Genomic DNA, 16,326 nt, shown 5'->3' with positions numbered 1-16,326 from the left:
GTTGATGCCGAAGGTGACCAAAGGGATCGATGTGGTCCCCGCATGACAGAGCCAGAGCGTTTGCCTGTCGATTCTTCACTTGGGAACCGACCAACTCATCATCGGACCGACGAGCCACTGGCGAAATGACGACTTTTTCAACACCATCGACCCAAAGCAGACGCGTGTTGGCACGAACAAGTTCTCGCGGCGAACTGTTGTGGATCTGCATCTGCCGCCATACCGAGTTCCCGGAGTTTAGGAGTGGTGCGAGGCGAACATCGACAGCTTCGGCATGCACTTCATGCGCCCCCTCTGTGGCTGCAGAAACCGCCTGCGCAGCGCCGGAGAGGATGACGAACGGATTCCTTCGCCCTGAGCATTGACGTGCCGGACCGAGGGCACGCAGCCTCCATCGTTTTCGAGACCCCGGCAGGGTTCTCTGTGCGTCATGGCACCCGGCTCGTGTGCATGAACTTACGGCAGATGTAGTGCAGCAGGTTCGAACGGCTGAGGCTGCTCTCCCCGATGGCGGAGGTGTTTCGAGCGGAAGAAAGGCCCGCCGCGATGCTCGCCGTCATAGGGCTCACCGCCGCAGACATGCAACAGGCCGCAAGAATTTTCTGTCATCCAAAAAGCCTGGAAGTAGATATCTCCGTTGCACGGAACGTGTCATGCCGTTGCCGCTTGCGGAAAGTCTTCATGCACTTTTCACGAGGCGCGCAATCGTAAGATAGATCGATACAAATTGTGACGAGGTTCGTGTTTTTTTTGTCGATCGCCACTCACAAGTTTGCTCCTGTGGTGCCATTCTTCGGATGCGGCAGCCGCGAATCAGTTTGAATACAGTCCGGTTATTTTCAGGGGGCTGCGCGTGAAGTGCTGCGCGAGTACACGGGTGTCGCATCAACGGAACGAAGCGAATCAGGCCGATTCCCCAGTCATGCCGTTTCGTTTGAGTCTTCGTCATCAAACAGGGGCTGTGCAGGGTTCTTAGTAGCCGAGCGCATCGACTCGATTCCTGACGTTTCAAGAAAACGTTCATGCCATGGCGTGAGCGAAGGAGGGTTTGTTTCCTTCGCACAGGCTTGATGCATGCGCGATAGGTTTCTGCGCCCAGCACTTTGTCCTGACCGCGTCCCTGATGCCAATGAGCCACAAGGGAGCCAGGCATGAAAAAGATCTATCGCAAGGTGTGGAGCCGCGCGCTGAACCAGCTCGTGGTGGTTTCGGAGTTGGCCTCGTGCCAGCGCGGTGGCGGGCAAGGCAAGATGCCCCGGCGTTCGGGCGTGCTGGTCTTGCTGGCGGCAGCAGGCGCCATGGGCTGGGTCTTGCCGGCCCATGCGCAGTCGGTGGACTGCAACCCTTCGCCCTTCAACGCCTATAACGGCACCGCCTCCTGCATGGGCTTGGGCGCCACGGCCAGTGGGCTCGGCGCGACTGCGCTCGGTTCAATCTCCAATGCTTCGGTACTGGGTGCGGTCGCGGTCGGATACGCCGCGCAAAGCACGGGGCAGAATGGCGTGGCTCTCGGTTTTCAGGCCAATGCTGCCTTCATCAATTCCATTTATATCGGAGCGCGTACCGCGGCCGGGACAGGGGCGCTGGCCAATAGCGCCATCGCCGTTGGCACCGACGTCACGGCTTCCGGCAACTCTTCCATTGCCTTTGGAACCCAGGCGGTATCCACGGCCAGCAACGCGATGGCCATCGGTATCATCGCCAACGCCACGGGTGCCTCGGCGATTGCCCAAGGCGATGGCGCATCGTCTGCCTCGACCAGTAGCGTGGCCATCGGCACGCATGCCTCGGCCGATGTGAACTCCGCCAATAGCGTCGTCATCGGTAGCGTGTCCAAAGCGGTCGGTGCGTTGAACGCCGTTGCGCTAGGCACGTCTGCTCAAGTGAACAACGGGCAAGCCACCGCCCTGGGCGGCTTTACCAATGCCACCGGCGAGGGAGCGACGGCGGTGGGTCTGTCGACGCAAAGCCTTTTTGCCCATGCGACGGCAGTGGGCTGGCAAGCCTACGCAACAGCCCTTAACGCGATCTATCTAGGTGCCCGCACCACCGGGACCGGTGCATCGGCAGAGTCGGCCATCGCCATCGGCACGGACGTGAACTCCTCGGGCACCTATTCCATCGGCATGGGCCTGCAGGCCAATGCGAGCCAGACCGGTGCAATCGCCCTCGGCATGACGACTAAATCCTCCGGCGTCGCTTCCATCGCAATCGGAGGCGACACCACCGCAGGCGCCACGGCGTCTGGCACCAATGCGATTTCGATCGGCGCAGAGTCGAGCGCCATCAACAGCAATGCTGCCGCCGTGGGCTTCGACACGCATGCCACGATGGGCAACTCGTCTGCGTTCGGTGTGAATACGAGTGCCGCGGGCACCGGTGCGATCGCTTTGGGCAGTAACTCCACGGCGTCAGGCGTCAACTCGGTCGTGCTGGGTAGCAGCGTCACAGCCAATGCCCTCAATGCCGTGGCGGTCGGCACGCAGGCCAATGCAGGCGCGAGCGGCGCCACCGCCGTCGGTGCGCTGTCGCAGGCGCTGGCCAGTTCCACCGTTGCCGTGGGTAACGGCAACACCGTGGCCGCGGGCGCAGGCACCGGCTCGGTGGCGATGGGCCACAGCTCGCAGGTCAATGGCGGCACGGGCGCCGTGGCGATCGGCGAGGGGCAGGTCGTCAACGGCAACGGCGCGGTCGCCATCGGCGATCCGAACTCCGCCAACGGCAACGGCGCGGTCGCAACCGGTGCCAATGACATCGCCAACGGCGACGGCGCGGTGGCGATCGGTAACACCAATAATGCGCAGGGCGTGGGCTCGGTGGCGGTGGGCAACGGCAGTAGCGCCCTGGCCGCCGGCGCGGTGGCCTTCGGCAATGCAGCTACCGCCAACAACGCCAATGATGTTGCGCTGGGCTCGGGCTCCGTCACGGCTGCTGCCGTGCAAACCGCGAACACCACCATCAACGGCACCACGTACAACTTTGCCGGCACCACGCCGACCAGCACGGTGAGCGTGGGTGCATTGAACACCGAGCGCACCATCACCAACGTCGCCGCGGGCCGCATCAGCGGTTCCAGCACGGATGCCATCAATGGCTCGCAGTTGTTCGCCACCAACCAGGCCGTAACGGCAGTGGGCAGCACGGTGACGAATCTGGGCAACACCATTGCCACGAGCATCGGTGGGGGCACTACCTACAATCCCACTACCGGCGCCGTGACGACCAACGTCAGCTACGGCGGCACAACGTACACCTCGCTGCAGCAGGTATTCGATCAGATCGGTGGCGCGGTGGATGGTGGTGGCGGTATCAAGTATTTCCACGCCAACTCCATCCTGGTCGATTCGCAGGCCATTGGCGCGAACAGCGTCGCGATCGGGCCGGTGTCTACCGCCAGTACCGCCAACGCGGTGTCGATCGGCAATGGCGCCACGGCCGGGACCAACCCGGGTGACGTGGCGCTGGGTTCCGGCGCAGCCACGGGCGCGGTGGTGCAGACGGGCAGCGGCACAATCGCCGGCACCACCTACACCTATGCCGGCGCGACGCCGCTGAGCACGGTCAGCGTGGGCACGGTGGGCAATGAGCGCACGATCACCAACGTGGCGGCGGGACAGGTGAATGGGTCGAGCACGGATGCGATCAACGGTTCGCAGTTGTTCGCCACCAACCAGGCCGTGGACAACCTGAGCAATGTGGTCGCTGCCAGCAGCACGCACTACTACAGCGTCAACGACAACGGCGTGCAGGGCGGCAACTTCGCCAACAACGGCGCCACCGGTATCAACGCACTGGCTGCGGGTGTGGGCGCTACGGCGGCGGCCGACAACAGCACGTCGCTGGGTCAGAACACGGCTGTTTCGGTGCTCGGTGGCGTGGCGCTGGGCTCCGGTGCAGTGTCTGATCGCCCGATCGCGCCGACCTCCGGCTCCATCACTGTGGGTACCAACACCATTCCCTACAACACGACCGACCGCAACCTGCTCGGCGCGGTCTCGGTTGGCAACGCCACCGATTTCCGTCAGATCACCAATGTAGCGGATGGCACGCTCGATCAGGATGCGGTGACCTTGCGCCAGCTCAAGGGTGCGATGAGTTCGTTCTCGGTCACGCCGATCAAGTACTTCCACGCCAACTCCAGCGCGTCCGATTCGTTGGCCGTAGGTGCGGAGTCGGTCGCCATCGGTCCGCAGACGACGGTGAACGGTGACAACGGCATCGGCATGGGCAATGGCGCGATCGTGCAGCAGACTGCGCCGGGTGGCACGGCCATCGGCCAGAACGCCACCGTGAATCTTGCTGATGGCGTCGCGCTTGGAACCAACGCCACATCCAGTGGCATCCAGGCGCTGGCCTTGGGCGCGGGCTCGCAGGCGGCCTTTGCCGGCAGCGTGGCTTTGGGTTCTGGATCGCAGACCGATGCGGCCGTGGGCACCGCCAGCAGCACCCTCGGCGGTGTCACCTACAACTTCGCCGGAACCACGCCGGGGTCAACAGTGAGCGTAGGCAGCGCGGGTGCGGAGCGCACGCTCACCAACGTGGCTGCAGGTCGTATCAGTGGTACCAGCACGGATGCGATCAACGGCTCGCAGCTGTATGCCACCAACCAGTCGTTGAACTCGCTGTACACGCAGTTCAACAACCTCGCCAACGTCGTCAACAATCTGCCGCCGGCGGGTGGTGGCGGTAACGGCGGCGGTACCAACACGGTGAACAACACCTACCAGACGAGCACTAACAACACGACGGTGGCGTCGGCGACGGGCAACAACTCAACTGCGGCCGGTGCCGGCGCCACTGCGTCGGGCAACAACAGCACGGCCGTCGGCAGTGGTTCCAGTGCCGCGGGTGACAACAGCGTCGCCATCGGTGCGGGTTCGGTGGCCTCCACCAGCAACTCCGTGTCCGTGGGTTCGGCGGGCAATGAACGCACCGTCACCAATGTCGCCAACGGCGTGAACGCCACCGATGCGGTGAACGTGGGCCAGCTCGGCGAGGCCATCAACCAGGCCGAGAACTGGTCGAAAGACTACGTGGATCAGCGCTTCCAAACCGTCGACCGCCAGCTCAATCAAATCGGTAATCGCGCCAACGCGGGCATCGCCTCGGCGATGGCACTGGCGAGCCTGCCACAGGCCTATCAGCCGAATCAGAACTCGGCGGCTGTCTCGCTTGGCGCGTTCCATGGTGAAACCGGTATTGCGGTTGGCATGTCCACCATCACCGAGAGTGGCCGCTACGTCTTCAAGCTCAACGCCACCACCAACTCGCGCGGCGACGCCGGCGCGGGCGTGGGCGCGGGCGTGGTCTGGTAACAGGTGCCGCCCGGTGCCATGCGCCGGGGCGCCTCCCGAAAGCATCGAGGAGTCATCGATATGCGTAAATCATGGAAACAGATCAGCCTGGCGATCACCGCCGCACTTGCACTGGCCGCCTGCGGCAACGTCAGCCACGACGTAGCCAAGGACGGTCATTCGGCCGGCGAACTGGTGTGGCCGACACCCGACAAGGTCACACCCATGCACAAGGGCGGTACCTTCCCGAATCTCGCCAATCTGCGGCAGATGCGCGCCGGTCTCAACAAACAACAGGTCTCCGACCTGATCGGCTATCCGCACTTCAGCGAAGGTGTGTGGGGCGTACGCGAGTGGAACTACGTGTTCAACTTCCGCAAGACCGATAGCGACGAAGTAACGGTATGCCAGTACAAGGTGCTCTTCGATGATGACCACATGGCGCAAACCTTCTACTGGAAACCCGAATCGTGCGAGGCCTTGCTTGGGCAGCCATCCCCGGCTATCACCACATCGCCTGCGCCGTCGGTGGAGAAGCGTGTGCTGTCGGCGGACGCCATGTTCGCCTTCGATAAGGGGAGTGTCGCCGATATTCTTTCTTCGGGCCGCAGCGAACTGGACTATCTAGCCGACCGTCTGCGTGGCAGCGACGCGAGAATACATATAGCCGGCTATACCGACAGGCTGGGCACTGCCACCCATAACCGATCCCTGTCGCAGCACCGCGCTGACGCCGTCCGAGACTACCTGGCAGCCAGGGGTATCCCCGCCAGCCGCATGACCTCGGAGGGACTAGGTGAAGCGGACCCTGTGAAGGAATGCCCCAATGGCCCGCAGACCCAGCTGATCGCGTGCTTGGCGCCGAACCGGCGTGTGGAGGTCACGGTCAGGGAGTGAGTGACTCACTCGATCGTCCCGTTTGCTCCCCAGTCCCGGCAGACTCCTCCCTGAAGTCTGCCGGGACGCCGTTCTTCGGGATGTGGAGCACCGAGAACAAGGTCCGCTTTCGACGGCGACTTCAGCCGATTGGAAGTAAGCCATTGGCCCGGTTGTCGGCTTTCCAGGTTCAGCTTCACTCGAAAGTTGACGGTATTGCCCAGGCCATTCATCGTTCGTACCCATCGGCACGGGGGAGCAGGGATCGCTATGGCAAAAGAAGACGAGTTGGGCACGGGCTATATACAACTGGCCCGTGACCTTTCACCCATCGAGGCGCAAGTCTTGCTGGGACGTCTGCATGCCGATGGCGTTGAGGCGCATTTGATCGGCGAGAATCACGCTCTGGCTAACCCGCTATTGCTCAATGCGATGGGCGGTGTACGCCTGTTCGTGCGCGAAGGACAGCAGCAGTTGGCGCTTGAAGTGATGGCGGCCACCGAGCAGGGTGAGTACGTGATTGGCGAAGAACTCCTGGCTGACGAGCCCCGGGGTGTATTGGACGGCTCTTCAAGCGAAGAGGACACTCAAGTCAGTGGTCCAAGCGCCAAAAAGCTCTTCGTACTTGTTGCGTTGCTCATATTGGCGATTCTGTTGGCGGTTGTGAGCCTCGATACGGTATGGGCACAGTCATACGACTACTTTCCATACTCCATGACGCCTGAGCCAGCTTCCCGCATCCTGGGGAAGTGGGTGCTCAGTGCCCTTTTGGTCTCACACCCTGTGGTCTGGATTTTCTTCATTGCCAAAGAAGTCAGGAAGAAGTGACGGCGTCACACTGATATGTGATGGGGCCGCGCGCCTTTACATTGGCCACGAGCCATTGGCTCTCGGCCCCATGGCGAGCCCTGAGAAGACCTCAAATTTGGCGAAGCGGGTTTCACGCGGCGGGCAAAGATCAATGACCTACTGGTTCCGGCGGTCGCGGTCGGCGGGTTTGCTGGTCAGTTACGGCGTTGCCCACCCATGGCGAATTGTGCAAAAGAGGGAGGTAGCATGATCTTTCGTACGCGCGAAGCATCAATCTTCGCAGGGATTGTAGTGGTTGCCGTGGCTTGGCTTACCAATGCGCCTCAGCTCGCTCATTGGGCCAGCATGGGCATGATAAGCGCCGTCTCCTTCTTGTTCATGTTCTTTTCCGTCACATCGATCCTTATTGGATGTGTGCTGGTACAGCTGGGTAAGAAGAGTCGACTGGCGTTTGCATTGCATATCGTGTTCGCAGTCTTGGCGTGTTTTGCCACGCACTTTCGATTCGCGGTTCCACTGGTACTCGGAATGTCCGTGGCGGCCACAGCGTTAATTTGGCCCCCGCACCTTAAGAGGGTTGCTCCTGCAGACAGCATAAAGTCTGACTTCGAGTCCCCCTGACTCTATCGTCGAAGCGGGTGGCGTTGTCGAGGACTCCGACGTGACACTGGAGCTTCTCGGGGCCGAGGGGTTTTCACAAGAAGTCCTCTCCGCTGTCGATGCGCTGACGAAGCGTAAAGGCGAATCCCGGTCGGATGCAGCGCGCAGAGCAAAGAAAGATCGTATTGCGCTCGCCGTCAAGCTGGCCGATAACGCCGAGAACATGGATCTTTCGCGGATAGCGGCGCCGACAGAGCGGGATTATGTGAGGCTGGAGGAATACAAAGTCGTCCGGGCAATTTTGCTTGGAGCGGCGGAGTAGGCCAGCGCTGGGAGCGCCCCATCTCGATCCACCTGGGCTGGCACCTCATCAATCACGGTGCCGTAAAGCGGGCATGAGTGAGTACAGGCATTGCGCGGTCAGCGACCCCATGAGGATTGCGCCGCCAGCGTCCCGGGCCTCCATGCCCGACCGGTGAAGCCATGTGGCCGGCGGTCGACGCACTGGCGCGAAAGGTCCGCTTGGATTCAAGCAAGCCGCCAGCGCTTGGCCTCGATTCGGCCATAAATGCGTGCGAGACTGCCTCCGTATCTAGGGGGAAATCTATGGATCGGATATCAAACTCTGGCCGTGCCTTGGGCGTGGCCGGATGGATGTTGTGCCTGGCACTAACCTCACTAGCCGGCTGTGGCCGCCACGAAGGCGACAAGCCTGCGTTGCAGGGCCATCCAGTCCCGGCCGCTTCGGTCGCACAGACGGCCAAAGGCAGTGTCTTTACCCTGCTCAGCGAAGGCTCGCGCGCGCAGGACTCGCGCACCGAACTCGTACTGACGTTCAGCACGCCGCTGGCATCCGCTCAGTCGTTCGATAGCCTGCTTTCCCTCAGCGGACCCAACGGCGAAACGATCAGTGGCAGCTGGAGCCTGGGGAGCGATGGCAAAACCCTGGTCTTTCCGTTTGTCCAGGCCAACCAGCACTATGCCGTGCAGGTGCGAGCGGGCCTGATGGCGGCAGATGGCCGGTCACTGGGCGCCGACCTGAAGCGCGACGTGTATTCCGGCAGCGTACCGGCCGCGGTGGGCTTCGCCTCAGTGGGCAGCGTGTTGCCGGCGCGAGGCTCGCGCGGACTGCCGCTGGTGTCGGTGAATGTGCACGATGCGGATATCGAGTTCTTCCGTGTTCGCGACGATGCCATCTCCGATGTGTTCTGTGCCTTCCCCGCCAACAAGCATCGTGGCGAGTACGAACTGCAGCATCAGATCAGTCCCTGGGACAGCTGCAATAACGGCAAGCGCAAGCGTCGCCCCATCACGGACTTGGGTGATTCGGTTTACGCCAACCACTACACCTTGGGTGGCGACCCCAATGCCCGTACGATCACCTATATCCCCGTGCAAAAGGTCGCTGAGCTGTCGCAGCCGGGCGTCTATATGGCGATGCTCAAGCAGGGCGGTACCTACACGGGCACCTACGACACGGCCGTGTTCTTCGTCAGCGATCTGGGCCTGCACCTTCGCGTTTACCGCGACAACGTGTTGCTGCACGTGGCGTCGTTGCACGACGGTTCGCCGGTGAGCGGCGTCGCGGTGGAAGTGGATGACGCCGATGGCAACGCCAGGCTCAAGGCCACGACGGACGACGATGGCAACGCCCTGATCGCCTACAAGGTCGAATCCACCGACGTGCTGATCGCCCGCAAGGGCAAGGACGTCTCGGTGCTGCCGTTCAACCGCCCCGCGCTGGACATTTCCAATTTCGATGTCACCGGCAGGAAGCAGGCGCCGTTCGAAGTCTTCGCATGGTCCGGGCGCGACCTGTACCGACCCGGCGAGACCTTGCGCGCTTCCGCGTTGTTGCGCGACTACGACGGCCGGCCCATGAAGCCGCAGACGCTGTTCGTCCGCCTCAAGCAGCCCGATGGACGCAGCCTGGTCGACACCCGGCTGGAGCCCAAAGACCTCAACTACTTTGAGCTGAGCCAGGCCATTCCCGCGGATGCGCCTACCGGCTTGTGGCAGCTCGAGTTCCGTCTGGATCCGGCCAGCAAGGAGGCCGTGCAGGCCTTTCCTTTCCACGTCGAGGAGTTCCTTCCCGAGCGGTTGAAAGTGGATCTTTCCAGCCCGCAGGCGCGGCTGGCGCCGTCGGAGCCGCTGAAGCTTGTGGTGTCCTCCAGCTACCTCTATGGCGCACCGGCCGACGGCAATCGCGTCACGGCCAAGCTCCTGATGAAACCCGAAGTGCATCCGCTGCCGTCCCTGCCGGACGTCTTCTTCGGCAATCCTCTGGTGGATCTGCCTGCCGCTGCCGCGGACGTGCTGGACGCCAAGCTCGACGCGCAAGGCCATCTGGAGCAGGACATCGCTCTGCCCGGCGAGGTGAAACCGGTGGCGCCACTGACCGCGACGCTTTCGGGCAGCGTGTACGAAAGCGGCGGCCGTGCGGTCACGCGCCTGCTCGATCGCGTGTATTGGCCGGCGCCCGCGCTGACGGGCGTGCGACCGCTGTTCGATCCCAAGCAGGGCGCGCCCAGCGAAGGGCAAGCCTCGTTCGAAGTGATGCGTGCCGACATGGACGGAAAGCTGGTGGCGGGCAAGCATCTGAAAGTGCGCCTGCAGCAGGAGATTCGAGACTTCTACTGGTTGTACGAACACGGCGACGAATGGAAGTCCAACGCCAACGTGCAGCTATCCCTGGTCGAAGAGAAGGATGTCGACGTCGCGCCCGGCCAGCGGGTGAAGGTGAATTTCCCCGTGCTCTGGGGCGGCTACCGCCTGGAAGTGTACGACCCCGAAACGCAGCTCACGTCCGTGTTCCCGTTCTTCGCCGGCTACAGTTGGGACGACCAGAACACCGGCAAGGAAGCGCGCCCGGACAAGGTAAAGGTGGCGCTGGACAAGGCGCGTTACCGCGCCGGCGACACCATGAAAGTCACCGTGACGCCGCCGCATGATGGACAAGGCGTGCTGCTGGTGGAGTCGGATCACTTGCTCTACATCCGCAACATCAAGGCCACCGACGGTGCGACGTTCGACATTCCCGTGACCAAGGAGTGGGAACGCCACGATGTCTATGTGGTCGCGCTGGTGTTTCGTGGTGGCGACGCGTCGGAAAAGACCACGCCCGCCCGCGCCATGGGCGTGGAGCACGTGGCCATGGAGCGCAATGACCGGCGCATTCCCCTGAAGCTCAGCGCGCCAGCGCTGATGCGCCCCGGGCACCCGCTCGATGTGACCGTGCGGGCTGAGGGTCTGTCCGGCAAGAAGGCCTATGTCACTGTGTCGGCTGTGGACCAGGGTGTGCTCAACATCACCAACTACCCGGTGCCTGATGCGTGGGCCTGGATGTTCGCCAAACGCGCGCTGAGTGTGGATGCGTATGACCTCTACAGTCGCGTCATCGAGGCGATGGAAGGTGCGGAGGCACGCTTGCGCTACGGCGGCGACATGAGCGGCAAGGGTCTGCCGCACGGTGCGCGTCTCAATCCAAAGGTGCAGATCGTTGACCTGTTCGCGGCGCCGGTGCAGTTCGATGCGCAGGGCAAGGCGACCGTGCAGTTGCTGGTGCCGGACTTCAACGGCAGCCTGCGGCTTTCCGCGCTGGCCTATGCCGACGATGGTTTTGGCAATGCCGATGGCGCCGTCACCGTGCGGGCCCCGTTGGTGGTTGAGCCGAGCACGCCGCGCGTGATGGCGGGTGGCGACAAGGCGCAGATCAGCATCGACCTGAAGAACCTTTCGGGCAAGGACGGCGTCGCCAAGGTGAGCGTGAAGGGGGATGGCCTGATCAAGGTGGCCGACGCCGCGCGCAGCGTGCCACTGAAGGACGGCGCAGGTACCACGCTGGTCATGCCTGTCACCGCTGACCAGGGCGTGGCCGTGGCGAAGATCGATATTCACGCGGAACTCAACGACTACCAGGTGGATCGCCACTTCGAGTTCGCCGTACGCAACGCGTGGCCTGACGTGGTGAGCACGGTGCCGATGGCCATCGAAGAGGGCAAGCCGGTGCGCCTGGATGGCAGCGCCATGAACGGGCTCGTGTCGTCCACCGTTCGCAACCGCCTCACCCTGAGCCTGTTGCCGCCCTTGCCCTATAGCGCGGCGTTGTCCGAGCTGTTGCGTTACCCCTATGGCTGCATCGAGCAGACCACCAGCAAAGGCTACGCGGCGCTTTATCTGGACGAAAAGACGGCGCGCACGCTGGGCACATCGGGGCTTGGCGAGGCAGGGCGCAAGGCAGCCGTGGAGAGCGCATTGGCGCGCATCGCCTCGTTCCAGGCCAGCAACGGGCATTTCAGTTTCTGGGGTGGCACCAGTCCCATCGAAACATTCATGACGCCCTACGTGGTCGACTTCATGCTCGATTCGCGCGAGGCGGGTTTCGCCGTGCCGCAGGAGGTATTGCAGAAATCGCTGCAGCGATTGAACGACGATCTGCTTGCCGGCGGTCATCCCTATTACTCCTACGAGCATCACGATCACCTGCGCATCGCCGACGAGGCGTACTCCGGCTACGTGCTCGCCCGCGTCAACCGGGCGCCGCTGGGAACGCTGCGCGCCATCTTCGACAACGAGCGGCAGAAACTCGTCGGTCCGCTGCCGCTCGTCCACTTTGGTGTGGCCTTCAAGCTCATGGGCGACAACGAGCGTGCGCAGAAAGCCATCCAGGAGGCATTTGCGTGGAACAAGGAGCGCCCGTGGTATGTCGGTGACTACGGTTCGGACCTGCGCGACCTGGGCGTGATGGTGGCCTTGACCCATGCCTACGGCCTGAACAAGCCCGAGTACGACGCCGCCTTGATCGATTGGGCGCGCAACGCGACCACCAAGGTAAAGGCCGGCAACGAGAAAGTGCCGTACTACCACTGGTCGTGGTCCTACCTCAGCACGCAGGAACAGGTAGCGATTGCGCGCGTGGCACACGCATTCGATGCGGGTGGCAGGGGAGCGCTCGCCGCCTCGGTGCGCATAGGCGCCAAGACGGAATCCGTTCCTGATGGACAGACGATCTGGGTGCGCGATCTGACCCCCGCTGACATGGAAAGCGGTGTCACCGTGCAACCAGCCGACAAGGGCACCGTGTTCGCGACGCTCGACGTGGCCGGCATTCCGCTGAAGGCGCCCGCCGCCGATGACAGCCAGGTCGACGTACGTCGACGTTACTTCACCACCGACGGCAAACCCTGGGCAGGCGGCAAGCTGCGCGAGGGCGACACGCTCATCGCGGAAGTCAGCATGGAAGCGCGCGTCGACATGCCTGACGCACTGCTCACCGATCTGCAGCCCGGCGGCCTGGAAGTGGAAAACCTCAACCTTGGCGGCGCGAAACAGTGGGAGGACATCGTGGTCGACGGCATCCGCCTGACCGAACACGAAGGCGCAGCCAATGTGGTGCACGAGGAATACCGCGACGACCGCTATGCCGCGGCGCTGTCGCTGCGGCGCGGCGCCACGGCACGCGTGTTCTATGTGGTGCGCGCCGTGACTCCGGGCACCTACACCGTGCCGCCTCCGCTGGTGGAAGACATGTATCGCCCTGCGATTCGCGGCTACGGCGTATCTGCCGTCGGGCAACTCACCGTCGAAGAACCCTGAGCGCATCCGGGCCGCGCGCATCGCGCGGCCCGGCCGGCGGACTGACCGATGCACGCTCCCGTTCCCACCCGTCACCACCCGGTACGCGGACCATGGCGTCGCCTGCTGCGGGCGTTGGTGGTGGCATGTGTCGGCTTCCTGCTGGCGGCCTTGCTGCTGGATCGCCTGTTTCCGCTGCGACTACCGGGACCCGATACGGGCAGCACCGTCGTGCTGGCGAAAGACGGCACGCCCCTGCGTGCCTTCGCCGATGGCGATGGCGTATGGCGCTATCCCACCACCGCCACGCAGGTGTCGCCGCTGTATCTCAAGGCGCTGCTCACTTACGAAGACCAGGCTTTCTATCGTCACCCCGGCGTGAATCCACTCGCGCTGGCGCGTGCCGCCTGGGGCGTGCTGCGCCATGGACATGCCGTGTCCGGCGGCTCCACGCTCACCATGCAGGTGGCGCGCATCGTCATGCCGATGCCGCACACGGTCAGCGGCAAGCTGGTGCAGATCGTGCGCGCGTTTCAGCTGGAGGCTCACCTGAGCAAAGCGCAGATTCTGGACGTCTATCTCAATCACGCCCCCTTCGGTGGGCCGATCGAAGGCGTCGAGGCGGCCTCCTGGGCCTACCTGGGCAAGCCGGCACGACAGATGTCGCACGCCGAAGCCGCCTTGCTCGCCGTATTGCCGCAATCGCCCAGCAGCTATCGCCCCGACCGTCATCCGGACGTAGCGCGACGCGCGCGGGACAAGGTGCTCAAGCGCATGCAGGAGCAGGGCCTGTGGCATGCCGCCGAGGTTGCCGATGCCAGGCTCGAACCCGTCACTGCGCGCTCCCTGCGCTCGCCTCTTGATGCGGCGTTGCTGGCCGAACGGCTTCATCGCCAGCAGCCAGCCGAGCGCCGTATCGTCACCACCATCGATGCGAACCTGCAGCGGGCCGTCGAAGATCGCGTCAGCGAATATCTGTCGCGCCTGCCGTCGCGCACATCGGCCGCCGTGCTGGTGGTGGACAACGCCACGCTCGAAACGCGGGTCTATGTGGGCACAGCCGAATTTGGCGATCCGCGTCGGCTTGGCCACGTAGACATGGTGCATGCATCACGTTCGCCGGGTTCCACGCTCAAGCCATTCCTCTACGGGCTGGCGCTGGATGACGGACTGATCACCTCACAGAGTCTGCTGGTCGATGCGCCGCAGGATTTTGGGGGCTATCGACCGGCCAACTTCGACGAGGCGTTCCGTGGACCGGTCAGCGTGGCACAGGCGCTGCAGCTGTCGCTCAACGTGCCGGCTGTCGATGTACTCGACCGCGTCGGCGCCAATCGTTTCGTGGCACGGCTGGCCAACGGCGGCATCGACCTGCGCTTTCCTGCAGGCGGTTCGCCCAATCTTGCCGTCATCCTGGGTGGTGCTTCCACCCGACTGGAGGATCTTGTAGGTGCCTACACCGCCTTTGCGAACGGTGGCGTGGCGGGAACACCGCGTTACACGACGTCGCAATCCGCGCAGCCACGACGGCTGCTCAGTCCAGGAGCCGCATGGATCATCCGCGATATTCTCTCGACCAATCCTGCCGATGTCGCTGGCGCACCGCTCGACGGCACGTTGCGCTCGCAGGACGCCATCGCCTGGAAAACCGGCACCAGTTATGGCTACCGCGATGCGTGGGCAATCGGCGTCACGGATGACTGGACCTTCGGCGTGTGGATCGGCCGTCCCGATGGCACGCCATCGCCCGGCCAATACGGTGCCGTGACCGCGTTGCCGCTGATGTTCAGCGTGGCGACCATGCTTGCGCCCAGTCACGCCAACCCACGCACGGCGCGTCCCGCATCCGTGGACGCCGTAGACATCTGCTGGCCGCTGGGTGGCTCCGCGAACAACACGCCCGCGGCGCTGTGCCGCGATCGTCGCACGGGGTGGACGATCGACGGCGCACTACCGCCCACCTTTCCCGAGCGCGATGTTTCCGCCTGGATGGGTGGCTTGCTGGCCGTGCGCGTGGACGCACATCAACGCCGCCTCAGCGCCACCTGCCATGGCGCCGGCGAACACACCGTGACACTGGCGCGTTGGCCAGCGCTCGCCACGCCCTGGCTGGCGCCGGCGGATGCTGCCGCGTCGGCGCTGCCACCGCTCGCGCCAGGCTGCGATCCGGATTCGCTGGAGGTGGCCAACCCCATCCGCATCGCCGGCATCAGCGACGGCGCCATCCTTCGCGCGGCGCCCAACAGCGATGCACCACTTTCGGTGACGTTGCGGGCGTTGGGTACGTTGGAGCGCGTGCAATGGCTGCTCGACGGCCGCCTGCAAGGCGACAGTTCGGGCCCGGCGCCTATGCGGCTGGCGCTCGCCCAACCGGGCACGCACCAGATCACCGCCCTCTCGGCCCACGGCACTTTCGCACGCCTCACGCTCTCAGTGTTGCCGCCCGCATCCCCGGCCGGCGCAACCCCGAGGCACAGCAGCCTGACGGCGCAGTAGGCTCTGCACAAGCCGACCTGGCGGTGTCTGTGTTCGAATCGAGGCGAGCATGGCCGGCGCCGCAAGACCGGCATAATTCAGAGGGCAGCGCGCATGCCAGGATGCGCCGCCAACTCGGTGACGACTTGCCGTATAGACTGCTGAAGCACCAGAAAACGATGAACGCGTGACTTGTTCAAAGAAGGGTTCGGGGGAATCCATGACTGCAGGTAGATACAGCGTCGCCGGCATGATGAAAGCCGCTTGCTTCGAAACCGGGGTCAGAGTGCCCTTTTTTTTATGCGCCGGCGTCGTCACAAGAGGAAAGTCCACTCTGACCCCTGTTTTGGGAACGCGGAAATATGGTGCTTCGAAGCCTGGTCGCCCGAAAGGGTCTGAGTCAGGGCAGGATCAAGATCTATTGTGCGTTCACAAAGCGGGCGAAAATCGAAAGAATACCGATTCCATGTGAGGATGATTAGCTAGTGCCCATTGAAGGCTCGCAGCGAGCAACGTCGACTCGGTGATGGATTGCCGGAGTCGCTATGGTCCGCTTCCGACCGATGGTGTTGAAAAAGTCGTCATTTCGCCAGTGGCTCGTCGGTCCGATGATGAGTTGGTCGGTTCCCAAGTGAAGAATCGACAGGCAAACGCTCTGGCTCTGTCATGCGGGGACCACATCGATCCCTTTGGTCAC

At 63.4% G+C, this 16,326-nt stretch carries 7 protein-coding genes; 6 read left to right on the top strand and 1 reads right to left on the bottom strand.

Annotated features, from left to right (window positions below):
* On the bottom strand, nt 1-211 hold a 211-nt coding region (locus AC1DE1_RS20745; protein ID WP_477179338.1), incomplete at its 3' end, for a hypothetical protein.
* A gap of 940 nt (nt 212-1,151) precedes the next feature.
* On the opposite strand from AC1DE1_RS20745, the gene AC1DE1_RS20740 reads away from it, so the two are divergent.
* From AC1DE1_RS20740 to pbpC, 6 genes are all read left to right on the top strand, one after another.
* Entirely contained in the window at nt 1,152-5,315 is a 4,164-nt protein-coding gene (locus AC1DE1_RS20740; RefSeq protein ID WP_477175191.1) for a YadA-like family protein, read from the top strand.
* Nucleotides 5,316-5,375: 60 nt separating this feature from the next.
* A complete protein-coding gene (locus AC1DE1_RS20735; protein ID WP_477175190.1) occupies nt 5,376-6,191 on the top strand; it encodes an OmpA family protein in 816 nt (271 codons plus the stop codon).
* Nucleotides 6,192-6,440: 249 nt separating this feature from the next.
* A complete protein-coding gene (locus AC1DE1_RS20730; protein WP_477175189.1) occupies nt 6,441-6,998 on the top strand; it encodes a hypothetical protein in 558 nt (185 codons plus the stop codon).
* A 643-nt stretch (nt 6,999-7,641) separates the two neighbouring features.
* Nucleotides 7,642-7,902 (top strand): hypothetical protein, encoded by a 261-nt coding sequence (locus tag AC1DE1_RS20725; protein ID WP_477175188.1) that lies wholly within the window; start codon nt 7,642-7,644, stop codon nt 7,900-7,902.
* Between the two features lie 332 nt (nt 7,903-8,234).
* Entirely contained in the window at nt 8,235-13,175 is a 4,941-nt protein-coding gene (locus tag AC1DE1_RS20720) for an alpha-2-macroglobulin family protein (RefSeq protein WP_477175201.1), read from the top strand.
* A gap of 48 nt (nt 13,176-13,223) precedes the next feature.
* The gene (gene pbpC, locus AC1DE1_RS20715; protein ID WP_477175187.1) at nt 13,224-15,650 is read left to right on the top strand and encodes a penicillin-binding protein 1C; all 2,427 of its coding nucleotides are present in this window, start codon (nt 13,224-13,226) and stop codon (nt 15,648-15,650) included.
* The last annotated feature ends 676 nt before the right edge of the window (nt 15,651-16,326 follow it).

It is taken from the genome of Dyella sp. 05T440, assembly GCF_056395965.1.
Note: the sequence above shows the minus strand (reverse complement) of the source record. Positions and strands in the feature narration are given on the sequence as shown.

Excerpts from the sequence above, each read along its gene's own strand:
- AC1DE1_RS20735 (WP_477175190.1), top strand. The coding sequence starts at position 5,376 with ATGCGTAAATCATGGAAACAGATCAGCCTGGCGATCACCGCCGCACTT.
- AC1DE1_RS20740 (WP_477175191.1), top strand. The coding sequence starts at position 1,152 with ATGAAAAAGATCTATCGCAAGGTGTGGAGCCGCGCGCTGAACCAGCTC.
- pbpC (WP_477175187.1), top strand. The coding sequence starts at position 13,224 with ATGCACGCTCCCGTTCCCACCCGTCACCACCCGGTACGCGGACCATGG.
- AC1DE1_RS20730 (WP_477175189.1), top strand. The coding sequence starts at position 6,441 with ATGGCAAAAGAAGACGAGTTGGGCACGGGCTATATACAACTGGCCCGT.
- AC1DE1_RS20720 (WP_477175201.1), top strand. The coding sequence starts at position 8,235 with ATGTTGTGCCTGGCACTAACCTCACTAGCCGGCTGTGGCCGCCACGAA.